This window comes from Burkholderia sp. LMG 13014, from assembly GCF_905232215.1.
Lineage (GTDB): Bacteria > Pseudomonadota > Gammaproteobacteria > Burkholderiales > Burkholderiaceae > Burkholderia.
Window position 1 is genome coordinate 1 of record NZ_CAJNKE010000148.1, and the last position, 12,050, is coordinate 12,050.

At 67.9% G+C, this 12,050-nt stretch carries 8 protein-coding genes and 1 pseudogene; 3 read left to right on the forward strand and 6 right to left on the reverse strand.

Annotated features, from left to right (window positions below):
- The 3 genes and pseudogenes from JYJ84_RS16750 to JYJ84_RS16760 all read right to left on the reverse strand — a co-directional run.
- Positions 1 to 244: pseudogene (locus tag JYJ84_RS16750) on the reverse strand (branched-chain amino acid ABC transporter permease); the annotation flags it as partial.
- The gene (locus JYJ84_RS16755) at positions 241 to 1,101 is read right to left on the reverse strand and encodes a branched-chain amino acid ABC transporter permease (RefSeq protein ID WP_122950106.1); all 861 of its coding nucleotides are present in this window, start codon (positions 1,099 to 1,101) and stop codon (positions 241 to 243) included. The pseudogene JYJ84_RS16750 and the gene JYJ84_RS16755, both read right to left, overlap by 4 nt.
- Before the next feature lie 69 nt (positions 1,102 to 1,170).
- Positions 1,171 to 2,379 carry an ABC transporter substrate-binding protein gene (locus JYJ84_RS16760; protein ID WP_122950107.1) on the reverse strand — a complete coding sequence of 403 codons (1,209 nt, stop codon included), beginning with the start codon at positions 2,377 to 2,379 and terminating at the stop codon, positions 1,171 to 1,173.
- Positions 2,380 to 2,607: 228 nt separating this feature from the next.
- Between JYJ84_RS16760 and JYJ84_RS16765 the strand changes: the two genes are divergently transcribed.
- On the forward strand, positions 2,608 to 3,462 hold the full coding sequence (locus JYJ84_RS16765; protein ID WP_122950108.1) for a FadR/GntR family transcriptional regulator: 855 nt from the start codon (positions 2,608 to 2,610) through the stop codon (positions 3,460 to 3,462).
- 182 nt (positions 3,463 to 3,644) lie between these two features.
- Here JYJ84_RS16765 and JYJ84_RS16770 read toward each other — a convergent pair whose 3' ends face one another.
- From JYJ84_RS16770 to JYJ84_RS16780, 3 genes are read right to left on the reverse strand one after another with little or no spacing between them, the layout of a single operon-like run.
- The gene (locus tag JYJ84_RS16770) at positions 3,645 to 5,069 is read right to left on the reverse strand and encodes an aldehyde dehydrogenase family protein (RefSeq protein WP_122950109.1); all 1,425 of its coding nucleotides are present in this window, start codon (positions 5,067 to 5,069) and stop codon (positions 3,645 to 3,647) included.
- 30 nt (positions 5,070 to 5,099) lie between these two features.
- Entirely contained in the window at positions 5,100 to 6,497 is a 1,398-nt protein-coding gene (locus JYJ84_RS16775) for an aspartate aminotransferase family protein (RefSeq protein WP_122950110.1), read from the reverse strand.
- A gap of 55 nt (positions 6,498 to 6,552) precedes the next feature.
- Complete coding sequence (locus JYJ84_RS16780) at positions 6,553 to 7,944, reverse strand: APC family permease (RefSeq protein ID WP_174960009.1); 1,392 nt, start codon at positions 7,942 to 7,944, stop codon at positions 6,553 to 6,555.
- Between the two features lie 251 nt (positions 7,945 to 8,195).
- Between JYJ84_RS16780 and JYJ84_RS16785 the strand changes: the two genes are divergently transcribed.
- Both JYJ84_RS16785 and JYJ84_RS16790 read left to right on the forward strand, forming a co-directional pair.
- On the forward strand, positions 8,196 to 9,290 hold the full coding sequence (locus JYJ84_RS16785) for an AraC family transcriptional regulator (RefSeq protein ID WP_175223472.1): 1,095 nt from the start codon (positions 8,196 to 8,198) through the stop codon (positions 9,288 to 9,290).
- Between the two features lie 482 nt (positions 9,291 to 9,772).
- The coding region (locus JYJ84_RS16790; RefSeq protein ID WP_205189297.1) for an alpha/beta hydrolase at positions 9,773 to 12,050 on the forward strand (2,278 nt) is incomplete at its 3' end.

The window sequence follows — 12,050 nt, forward strand, 5'->3', positions numbered from 1 at the left end:
CGAAGAAGATCCCCTGCCCGAACGACAGGAGCCCCGTATAGCCGAGAAGCAGGTTGCAGCCGAGCGCGGCGAGCGCGAACACGAGCACTTCGGTGGCGAGCGAACCCGAGCTCAGCACGACCGGCAAGATGCACGCGACGGCCACGGCCAGCCAGCCTTCCGGCCGTTGCAGTACGGCGCGCCAGGACTGCGCGCGCCGCGACGCCGGCGCGCCGGGCGGGAGCGATTTGGACGATTGAATCATGCGGCCCTCCCGAGCAAACCGTTCGGACGCAGCAGCAGCACGGCCGCCATCGCGACATAGATCATCAGCCGTGCACCTTCCGGCCACAGCGTGCTCATCAGGCTCTGCACGATGCCGACCAGCAGCCCGCCGACGAGCGCCCCGAGAAAATTCCCCATCCCGCCGACGACGACCACGACGAACGCCACGCCGAGCGCCTCGATGCCCATGAACGGATCGACGCCGCGGATCGGGGCGGCGAGCACGCCCGCGAGCGCGGCCGTCGCCGCGCCGAGCGCGAATACGAGGCTGAAGACGCGCGTCACGTTGATGCCCAGCAGCGACACCATCTCGGACGATTCGCTGCCCGCGCGCACCGTGCTGCCGAGCCGCGTGCCTTCGAGCACCCACCACAGCAGCGCCGCGAGCACGGCCGTGAAGCCGATCACGAACAACCGGTATTTCGGGTAGACGAAGCCACCCCAGATCACGACGCCGTTCAGCGCGTCGGGCGGCGGCACGTTGTCGCCGAGCGGGCCCCATGCGAGGATCGCGCACTCCTGCAGCACGAGCGCAAGCCCGACTGTCGCCAGGATGTGGAATTCGTGCTGCTGCGCGTACACATGACGCAGCACGAGCTTTTCGACGACCCACGCGAACGCGCCGACGACGAGCGGCACGACCGCGAGCGCGACCCAGAAATTCGCCGACCATTGCAGCGCCTGGTAGCAGAGATACGCACCGAGCAGGTAGAACGCGCCGTGAGCGAAGTTCACGAAGCGCAGCAGGCCGAACACGATCGAAAGGCCGACGGCGAGCAGGAAATACAGCATGCCCACGCCGATGCCATTGACGATCTGCAGCAGATAGACGTTCATGGCTTCCGTGTCAGAAAGGAAGGTAACGGATGTCCGCGGCGCACGACTGCCGCGGACGCACGCATTGCGTCACGCGAGCTTGCAGCTCGTCTTGTCGATCGGCAGGAACGACTGGCCCGAGCTGACGATGTCCGCGTAATCGTCCGCGCTCTTCATCCGGCTCTTCGGCTTGCCCTTCAGCAGGTAGTAGTTCTTCAGCACCTGGTGGTCGCCCTTGCGGATTTCCTCCGGGCCCGTGAGGCCGTCGTACTTCATGCCTTCCATCGCCGCGACGACCTTCTTCGGATCGGCGCTGCCGGCCTTCACCATCGCGTCGACCAGGATCTTCGAGCAGATGTACGAACCCGCGAGGCTGTAGTTCGGGTTCGCCTTGAACGCGGCGTTCGTGCGCTTCACCAGATCGCGATTCAGCGGCGAATCGATGCCGTGCCAGTACTGCGCGCCGAAATACACGCCGTCGCAGATGTCGGGCCCGAGCGCCTCGAACTGCTCGAGGCCCGAGGCCCACGCAAGCAGGATCGTGCAGTTGCGCTTCATCCCGAAGCTCACGGCCTGGCGCAGCGTGTCCGACGATTGCGAGCCGAAGTTCAGGATCAGCAGCACGTCGGGCTGCGCGGCCGCCGCGTTCGTCAGGTAGCCGCTGAACTCCTTCTCGGCGAGCGAGTGGTAGCTGTTGCCGACATGCTCGATGCCCTTCTCCTTGAAGATCGCCTTCGCGGCCGACAGCAGGCCGTCGCCGAACACGTACTGCGGCGTGATCGTGTACCAGCGCTTCGCCTTCGGCAGCATCTGCGTCAACGGGCGCACCGTCTGCTCGATCGCGCCGAAGGTCGGCACCGACCAGCGGAAGGTCGCGGCGTTGCAATCCTTGCCGGTGATCTCGTCCGCACCGGCCGTCGTGATGAACACGCCGCCCGCCTTCTGGACTTCCTTGCCCATCGCCAGCGATTCGGACGACAGGATGCCGCCCGCGAAGAAGCGCACGCCTTTCTGCTGGGCGATCTCCTGCACGCGCCGCACGGCGGTCGCGGGCTTGCCCTCGGTGTCGAGCGCCGTGTAGGCGAGCGGCGCGCCGAGCACCTTGCCGTATTGCTGGACGACGAGCTGCATGCCGAGATCGGCGTACTTGCCGTTGGCGGCGAACGGCCCCGACATCGGCACCGGGCACGCCAGCTGGATGGATGAACCTTGCGCGAACGCGGCACGGGACGACAAGCTGCCGAGCGCGCCCGGCATGGCCGACAGCGCGGCCAGTTTCAACAGTTCTCGGCGATTCAAGTTGACGCTCCTGATAAAGGGGGACACACGCGATGCGACCGACTGCCAAACCGTGCCCACGCCCTGCAGGATGCGCGCCGCCGGTTGATCCTATTTATCATGATAAATAGAATGAACCTGATGCTAGAGTTGATCAAAATTGGTGTCAATCAGGCAAAATTCCGTACTCGCGCCGGAGCGGATCGTCGACGATGACGCGGCGCGCAGTCAGACAAAGGAGTCGTGAAGATGGTCATGGATCGAGCCAGGGCGGGCCTCGCGGTCGAAATCAAGCAGCCGAAGCGGGCCGACCTCGTCGCCGAGGAGATCAAGCGGCTGATCACGGAAAAGGACCTGAAGCCGGGCGACCGCCTGCCGCGCGAAGCCGAGCTGCAGCAGCTCTATGCGGTGAGCAAGAGCACGATCCGCGAGGCGCTGAAGTCACTCGAGGTTCAGGGGCTCATCAAGGTCACGACGGGGCCGACGGGTGGCGGGATGGTTGTCGAGGTGCCGCTCGACCGCACGCTGCAGCTCCTGCAGAACTACCTGTTTTTCAAGGACGTGACGATCGACGACATCTACACCGTGCGCAAGCTGCTCGAACCCGAGCTGGCGGCCGGTGCCGTGCCGCACCTGACCGAGCGCGACTTCGCGGCGCTGGAGGCGAACATCGCGTGCTGCGACGGCTCATCGGGCGTGCACGATCGCGGGCACATGCTGCGCCAGCGCCAGGAAGACACGACGTTCCACGACATCCTCGCGGCCGCGAACCCGAACCCGTTCCTGCGCTTCAACTGCGAGCTGATCAACGAGATGATCCGCCAGCTGATCGAGTTCCGGAACGACACGCCGCTCGTCGAACACAAGCGCTTCGGCGAAGCGAATGTCGCGATCCACAAGGCGATCCTGCAGGCCGCACGCGAGCGCGATGCCGAGCGCGTCCGTGCGCTGATGGTCGAGCACATGACCGAGGCGCCCAAGCATGTCAAGCGGATGAAAGGCAAGCTGCGCGGGCGGTTGATCCTCGATTCCGAGATCCGCAGGCGGGCCGCCGCTTTCGTTGCGGGATCCCATGCGGCCGCAACGGATTCCGACGAGGACTGACGGCTGGCAAGCGCGGCATCGGCTCGCCGTCGCAGGCCGCGCGGCGGCCTGAATGCCTCAACCGCGCGGGGTTCGGCCACAACGCCCCGGGCCGTCGAGGCCGAACGCCGCAAGCGGCCTCCGCAACGGCACATGCGCGTCGCGCCTGACCCGGGGCAACCGGAATCGTCAGCGCGCGCGGCTCACGCGTACCCGGTCGTGCCCTTCGTCTCCAGATACTCGACGAGGCCGAACTCCGCGTACTCGCGGCCGTTGCCCGAGCGCTTGTAGCCGCCGAACGGCGCGGCCGGATTCCACGGCGGGTAGTTGATGTGGACATTGCCGACCCGCAACCGCGCCGCCACCCGGCGCGCCCGCTCGGGATCCTTCGACTGCACGTAGGCCGCGAGCCCGTAGACCGAATCGTTCGCGAGCGCGACGGCCTCGTCCTCGGTGCGGTAGGTCATGATCGCGAGCACCGGCCCGAAGATCTCCTCGCGCGCGATCGTCATGTCCGGCGTAACGTTCGAGAACACCGTCGGCCGCACGTAGAAGCCGTCGCCGAGCCCGTCCGGCCGCCCGGGGCCGCCGGCGACGAGCGTCGCGCCTTCTTCGATCCCGAGCCGGATGAAGTGCTGGATGCGGTCGAACTGCGTGCGGCTGACCACCGGCCCGATGCCGGTTTCCGTCGAACGCGGATCGCCGACGACCGTGCGCTCCGCCTCCCGGCGCGCGGCCTGCTCGGCCAGCGCCAGATGGTCCGCATGCACGAGCATGCGCGTCGGCGCATTGCACGACTGGCCGCTGTTGCTGAAACAGCTGCGCACGCCGCGCGTGACCGCATCCTCGATATCGGCGTCGGGCAGGATCAGGTTCGGGCTCTTGCTGCCAAGCTCCTGGTGCACGCGCTTCACCGTCTCGGCCGCCGCCTTCGCGACCTCGACGCCCGCGCGCGTCGACCCGGTGAACGACACCATGTCGACCTCCGGATGCCGCGACAGCGCGTCGCCCACTTCATGCCCGTAGCCATGCACGAGGTTGAACACGCCGGGCGGCACGCCGGCTTCGTGCAGGATCTCCGCGAACAGGATCGCGCTGAACGGCGCGATCTCGCTCGGCTTGAGCACCATCGTGCAGCCAGCCGCGAGCGCCGGCGCGACCTTGCACACGATCTGGTTGATCGGCCAGTTCCACGGCGTGATCAGCGCGCACACGCCGATCGGCTCATGCGACACCAGCAGCGAATCGGTCTGCGTGCTGAAGCGGAACGACTGCAGCGCGCGGATCGTCTGTTCGAGGTGGGCGGTGCCGACCGCGGCCTGCGCCGCGCGCGCGAAGGCGATCGGCGCGCCCATCTCCTGGCTGATCGTCTGCGCGACCTCCTCGTAGCGGCGCTGGTAGATCTCGAGCACGCGCCGCAGCAGCGCGACGCGCTCGTCCACCGGCCAGCGCGAATACGTGTCGAAGGCCCGCTTCGCCGCGCCGACCGCGCGGTCGACGTCGGCCGCACTGCCGATCCTGAGCTGCGCATACGGCCGCGCCGTGCTCGGGTCGATCACGTCGATCGACTTCGCATCGGCCGGATCGAGCCACTGGCCGTCGATATAGGACTGTTGTGACGTTCGCATCGAATGCTCCTCAAATGAAGGACGCCGCGCTCAGCGCGTCGCCCGCGCATAGGTGTCGACGAGGATGTCGCGGATCTGTGCGACGAACCACACGATCTCGTCGCGCGACATCACGAGCGGCGGCGAGAACTGCACGATCGGCGTGCCTTCGTGATCGACGCCGGCACGGCACAGCAGCCCCGCGTCGAAGATCGCGGGCGCGAGCAGCGTCGACACGAACGCCTGCGCGCTGATGCCGGCCGCCCAGCGGCGCGCGGACTTGTCGGTCACGAGTTCGAGCGAGTAGTGATAGCCGTCGCCGCGCACGTCGCCGACGCACGGCAGTTCGAGCAGGCCGTCGAGCGTCTGGCGGAACACCGCTTCGTTGCTGCGCACATTGTCGAGCACGCCTTCGCGCTCCATGATCGCGAGGTTCGCGAGCGCGGCCGTGCACGCGACCGGGTGGCCGCCGTAGGTCGCGCCGTGCAGGAACATCTGCTGCGGCCCGTCGAGCACCGTGTCGACGACCGTGTCGCTCGCGATCACGCCGCCGAGCGGCACATAGCCCGACGCGATGCCTTTCGCGAACGTGATGATGTCCGGCTTCAGCCCGTAGCGCGCGGAGCCGAAATATTCGCCGAGCCGGCCGAACCCGCAGATCACCTCGTCCGCGACGAGCAGCACGCCGTGCCGGTCGCAGATGTCGCGCAGCCCGGCCGCGTAGCCGGCCGGCGGCGTCAGGCTGCCGCCCGCGTTCTGCAGCGGCTCGACGACGATCGCGGCAACGGTATCCGGCCCTTCCTGCACGATCAGCGATTCGATCTCGTCGAGCAGGTGGCGCGTGAACTGCGCTTCCGTCTCGCCTACCGGGCGGCCGTAACGCTTCGTGTTGCCCACGTGCCGCACGCCCGACATCAGCGGCTCGAAATGCTTGCGGAAGTTTGTCATCCCGTTCAGCGCGAGCGCGCCGAACGACGTGCCGTGATACGCGACGCGCCGCGCGATGAACTTGCGCCGCTGCGGCTCGCCGCGCGACTGGTGATACTGGCGCACCAGCTTGATCGCCGATTCGTTCGACTCCGACCCGCTCGACGTGAAGAACACGCGGTTCAGCCCTTCCGGCGCGAGCGTCGCGAGCTTGTGCGCGAGCTTGATCGCCGGCTCGTGGCCCACCCCCCAGTTGGTTGCGAACGGCAGCCGCACCATCTGCTCGCGGATCGCGTCGCCGATTTCCGCGCCGTGGCTGTAGCCGACCTGCACGCAGTACAGCCCGGCCAGCCCGTCGAAGTAGCGCTTGCCGTTGCGGTCGACGAGCCAGCAGCCTTCGCCGCGGTCGAACACGGTCAGCGCGTGGTCGCGATACGCATCGGCGTGCGTGAAATGCATCAGCAGGTGGCGTTTGCCGAGGGCCTGCAGGTCCGCATCGAGATTGACGTCAACAGCGTTCATGGGTCGTTCCTCCTTCAGGGTTTCAAGTCCGGCGCGACGCGGCGCGGCCGGTCATTCAATTCATCGACAGCGTCGGCGCCGGGCGCGTGAAGCCGCGCGTCAGCCACACGAGCTGGCAGAGTCCGAGCACGAGCCAGCCGGTGCCGACGTAGAACGTCTGGCGCGACAGTCCCGACCAGAGCCACACGTTCATCGCGAAGCCGATCGCCGGCATCACGCCGAACGTGATCCAGCCCGCGAAGCGGCGATGCTCGGGGCGGCACAGATAGCTGCGCATCACGCACAGGTTCACGACCGCGAACGCGACGAGCGCACCGAAGCTGATCATCGTCGACGCGAGATCGAGCGTGATGAACAGCGCGGACAACGACACGATGCCGACCGCGAGCGTCGCGCGCACCGGCGTGCGCAGCCGCGCATGCAGGTGGCCGAATACGCGTTCGGGCAGCACCCGGTCGCGGCCCATCGCGAACAGCACGCGCGTCACGCTCGCCTGCCCGGCCATCGCGCTCGCGAAGCAGCCGGCCACGTACACCGCGACGAAGAACGCCGACAGCGTGCCGCCGCCGATACGCCGCATCAGTTCGAGGCTGGCCGAATCGAGATCCTTGAAGGCGTGCCAGTCGGGAAACACCACTTGCCCGACGTAGGCGACCAGCATGAACAGCACACCGCTCGCGAGCGTGCAGAGCAGGATCGCGCGCGGCACCGTGCGCTTCGGCTCGCGTGTTTCCTCCGACAGCGTGGTGACCGCATCGAAGCCGAGGAACGACAGGCACAGGATCGCGGAACCGGCGAAGATCGCGCGCGCATCGCCCGACGACGGCAGCGCGACGGCCATCGACAACCCTTCGCCCGACGCGACCCGCGCGGAAGCGATAAAGAAGATTGCGATGAATACGAGCTGGCTCGCGATCAGGATCAGGTTCACGCGATTGACGAGCCGGATGCCGACGATGTTCAGCCCGGTGATCAGCGCGATGCTCCCGACGATCCACACGCTGGCCGGCACGCCAGGGAAAATCTGCTTCATGTAGATGCCGATCGCGAGGTAGCTGATCATCGGGATGAACAGGTAATCCATCAGCAATGCCCAGCCGACCATGAAGCCGGCCGACGTGCCGAAGTTGCGGCTCGCGAACGTGTAGGCGGACCCCGCGCTCGGCATCAGCCGCGCCATGTGGCCGTAGCTGCGCGCGGTGAACAGCATCGCGACCAGCGTGACCGCATACGCGGCCGTCAGATGCCCGTTCGTTTCGCTCGTGACGAGCCCGTAGGTCGTGAACACCGTCATCGGCAGCATGTACGCGAGGCCGAAGATCACCAGCGTCGCCAGTCCGAGCAGGTGCGGCTTGCGGCGTTCGTCCGCCTCGCTGCGAATGGCGTGCGTCCCGAAGTCATGCGTCGCGGCGGCCGATGCGTATCGACCTGGGCTGTCGTTGTCCATGCTGTCCTCACGTGGGTGGCGTTCACGGCTCCAACACTCGTTCGCCCGGCATGGCCGGCGGCGCACGACTGGCAGAAAGTGTGGTGCGCCAAAAAATCGACCACGAATGAGAAAAGCGGACGTAATCAGGGGATATTTCCGGACACAGCGCCGCGCGCCGCGCCGGCGCGGCTTGCATGGTGCTGTGCCGCACTGGCGTTTTGCGGACATTCCGGCTATGTTCTACGCGACCCAGTCGCCCCGTCAGCACCATGGACAGCCGCTCCCATCGAAACCAGAGCCGGGCCGAGCGCAGCCTGCGTTCGTCGCTCGGCCTCGCGCGCCCGGCCGGCCGCCAGGAGGACATTCCCGCCACCGTCCACGCGATCGCGGTCGCGCTGGACGAGTGCCGCGTGCGGCATATCGACGGTGCCGCGCTGCTCGAAGGCACGGGGCTCGGCGCGGCCGAAGTCGCGTCGCCGAACCTGCACGTGAATCGCGGCCAGGAGCAGCGCTGCTTCCACAACCTGCTGCAGCGCAGCGGCGTGCCGTCGATCGGGCTGTCGATCGGTGCGCGGTTGCACGTGTCGACGCTCGGCCTCGCCGGCTACGCGATGCTGATCAGCGGCTCGGTGATGCAGGCATTCCGGTGCATGAGCCAGTTTCCGCTATTCATGGGGCTGTATTTCGATGTGCGTATCGATGCGCACGCGGACGGCATGAGCGTGACGATCAGCCGTTACAACGGCGAGCCGGATCTCGAGGTGTTCCAGGTCGACATGTGCCTGTCGAGCCTGCGCCTGATCGTGTCCGATCTCGTCGGCAAGCCGGTCTGGCCCGCGCAGGTGCAGCTCGCGCGCCGCACGCCGCGCAATGCGGCCGACTACGCGCGTCACTTCGGCTGCAAGATCGCGTTCAATGCGGGCGACAACCGCCTCGTGTTCACGTCGGTGAACGGCACGGAGATGCCGCTGCTCGCGAACGAAGTCAGCTTCAACGCGCTGCACGGCCAGTGCGAGGCGCTCGAACGGCAGTGGGCCGCGTCGGTCGGCACGCGCTTTGCCGATCGCGCGAAGGAGCTGATGGCGCGCGACCTCGGGCGTTTCAAGTCGATGACGTCGCTCGCGAACGCACTGCACCTGACGGAACGCACGCTGCGCAGGCGGCTCGACAAGGATGGCCTCACGTTCCAGTCGTTGCTCGACGACGTGCGCCGCGACGAGGCGCAGCGGATGCTCGACGACCCTGAGCTGACGGTCGCGGCGATTGCGGAGCGCCTCGGCTATAGCGAGCCGCGCAGCTTCCGTCATGCGTATCGGCGCTGGACCGGGCGCACGCCGCGCGCGGGCGTGGACCCCGACGCGTAGCGCGCAATCGGTGGCCGTTTAAAGAGCCCGCAGCCAACGCGTTCCCGACTCACGACGGCAAGCTGGCTGCCTTGCCGGCATCAAGGCTTCCCGCACACGCAAGGCATGACCCGCGTCTTTTCTGTTTCATGCCTTGCATCAGGCCCCGTGAACGCCGGCGGCCCGATGCTGCTTTTTTCGTTCAGGCGAAATCCGCGCTTCGATCCGGATCATTCGCCGGCCTCGAAGCATTTCGTTCAATAGACACCCGGCAACGGGTATCGATCGCGCATCCGAAACTCCGCAACCCCGCATGCCTCTCGAACGGAATCGACTCGCGTAGAATGCCCGCAACCATCAAGCCGAGCGGGGCCACGCCTCCATTCCACTCGCACCGGCGCAACGCGAACAAGACGACACGAACAAGACCCGCGGCATCCGCCGACGGCACCGCCCCGGCCGGGCGTGCGCCATCGCGACGATCGCCCGCCGACCAAGCCTCCATGAGCAAACCGATCCTGTACCTCCTCGCCGGCAACGGCAGCGCGGCCGACTGGTGGGACGATGCGCTGCCCCACTTCCGGCATTACCGGCCCGTGCCGCTGGAACTGCCGGGCTTCGGCGACAACCCCGCGCCGCCCTGCGACGATCTCGCCGCGTATACGCAAGCGCTGCTGGATGCGACCGAACCGGGCCACGCGATCATGGCGGTCGGCGTGAATGCGCTGCTGGTGCTGCACGCATTGCAGCGGCGCCCCGGCCACTTCGGCCGCAGCGTGCTGCTCGCGCCCGTCGGTGCGTTCCTGTGGGAACGGCGCCTGCCGAAACTGATGGCGCCGAAACCGCTGCGCAAGACCATCCACTGGCTGCTCGCGCACTACCCGGCGCTGTTCGCCCGCAAGTTCTCGAACCTGACCTGGACGCGCGCCCAGTACCGCCGCATGGGCGCCGGCTATGCGCGCTGCCGCGCGTTCCTGCCGCACTGGGATCTCGTGCGCGCCGATACCGCGCTGCCGCTGCTCGAGTGGGTCACCGATCGCATCGAACTCGTGTGGGGCGACCAGGACAACGTGCTCGGCGTGCGCCAGGCCGCCGCGTGGTCGGCCATCCTCGCGCGCGCCGATCTCACCGTCACGCTGCAGGCCGGCTGGGGACACTATCCGTGGATCGACACGCCGGCGGCATTCGCGCAGTGGCTCGAAGCGGGCGACGCCGGCTTCGTCGCGCACACCAAGGGCGGGCGCCTGGCGCTGGCCACGATGGCCGGCCTGCCCGTGCCGCCCGCGCTGTCGCTGACCCGTGCCGACGACCCGCGCCTGCCCGGCTTTCTCGCGAGCCAGCCCGACGCCGAGTGGGCGATCCGCTCGTCGAGCCACGGAGAAGACCAGGCCGATGCGGCCAACGCCGGCCTGCACACCACGTTCCTGCGCGTACCGGCATCGCAAGCGGCCGCGCGCGTGGCCGAGCTGCTCGACGGCGGCCTCGAGGAAACGGTCGTGCAGCGCTTCATCACGCCCGTGCTGTCGGGTATCGCGTTCGTGCGACATCTCGCGGTCGAAGTCGAATGGGTGGAAGGCCACCTCGAAACGCTCGCCGACGGACAAGCCAGCCCGCAGCGCGCGATCCTGTCGCGGCTCGGCGAGCCCTGGCAGCGCGGTACGTTCCCGACCGCGCACGGCCTGAGCGCGACGCAGCTGTGGGACTTCCTGCAGCGCGTGCTGCGCGCGTTCCACTACGTGCCGGGCGATGTCGAATGGGCGTGGGACGGCACGCGGCTGTGGCTGCTGCAGTACCGCCCGATCAGCAGCTACGGCTGGCACCGGCACCTGACCGCCGCGAACATCGCCGAGATCCTGCCGCCGCAGCCGAGCCGACTGGTCGAGTATGCGCAACGGCGTGCGGCCGGCAGCATCCCGGCCATCATGGCGCGCTGGGATGCACGGGTACTGCAGGATAACGAACCATTTACCGCGCTCTACGGTGGCGCGTCGTACATCAACAACGACCTGTTCCTCGCCCGCCTCGCCGACTGGGGCGTGTCGGCCGGCAACTACAGCGGCGAGATCGGCGGCGCGACACCGCCGCTGCGCTGGCGACCGCTGCGGCTACTGCGTTCGCTGCCGGTGTTCTGGCGCATGCTGCGCGTCGCGCGCGGGCATCTGCCGACGCTCGAGCGCGGCTTGCAGCGCTTCGACCGGGAACTCGCGACGCTCGTCGAGCGACGCGCCGACGGCCAGCAACTGGCCGACTGGTTCACGCGCTTCTACGTGTTCGTCGTGCAGGGCAACCTGTGCATCGCGTCATCGCTGGCCAGCAGCGGCGGCGCACTGTGGGGCCGTCCGCCGACCGCATACGGCCAGCTCGACGACAGCCCGCATCGCCTGCCGTGGGAAACCGATCCGGGCACCGCACGCCCGGCGTCCACCAGCCTGCCGTTGCAGGCGTTTCCCGACTGGCCGCTGCCGGTTCGCGTGCTCCACACGCTCGGCGCGCCGGGCATGCGCGGCTGGTATCTGCAGGTGCGCGAGTGGTATCGCGACAACCTGATGCGCGTGTTCTTCCGCCTGCATCATGCGATGCCGGCCGCCGACCGCGACACGTGGTTCGCGCCGCATCCCGAGCGCCGCGAACGCAACGGCAGCTTCTGGCAGGACGGCAGCGAAGGGACCGACGAGGCGGCCGGCTTCATGATCTATCCGGGCCACACCCAGGGTGTGCTCGGCCACGACATCCTGCTGGAAGACACGCTCGACCCGGGCCGGCATGCGCAGTACCAGGCCG

Bases quoted from the DNA above. Each gene is read 5' to 3' on its own strand.
- JYJ84_RS16755 (WP_122950106.1), bottom strand. From the start codon at position 1,101: ATGAACGTCTATCTGCTGCAGATCGTCAATGGCATCGGCGTGGGCATG.
- JYJ84_RS16765 (WP_122950108.1), top strand. From the start codon at position 2,608: ATGGTCATGGATCGAGCCAGGGCGGGCCTCGCGGTCGAAATCAAGCAG.
- JYJ84_RS16770 (WP_122950109.1), bottom strand. From the start codon at position 5,069: ATGCGAACGTCACAACAGTCCTATATCGACGGCCAGTGGCTCGATCCG.
- JYJ84_RS16775 (WP_122950110.1), bottom strand. From the start codon at position 6,497: ATGAACGCTGTTGACGTCAATCTCGATGCGGACCTGCAGGCCCTCGGC.
- JYJ84_RS16780 (WP_174960009.1), bottom strand. From the start codon at position 7,944: ATGGACAACGACAGCCCAGGTCGATACGCATCGGCCGCCGCGACGCAT.
- JYJ84_RS16785 (WP_175223472.1), top strand. From the start codon at position 8,196: ATGGACAGCCGCTCCCATCGAAACCAGAGCCGGGCCGAGCGCAGCCTG.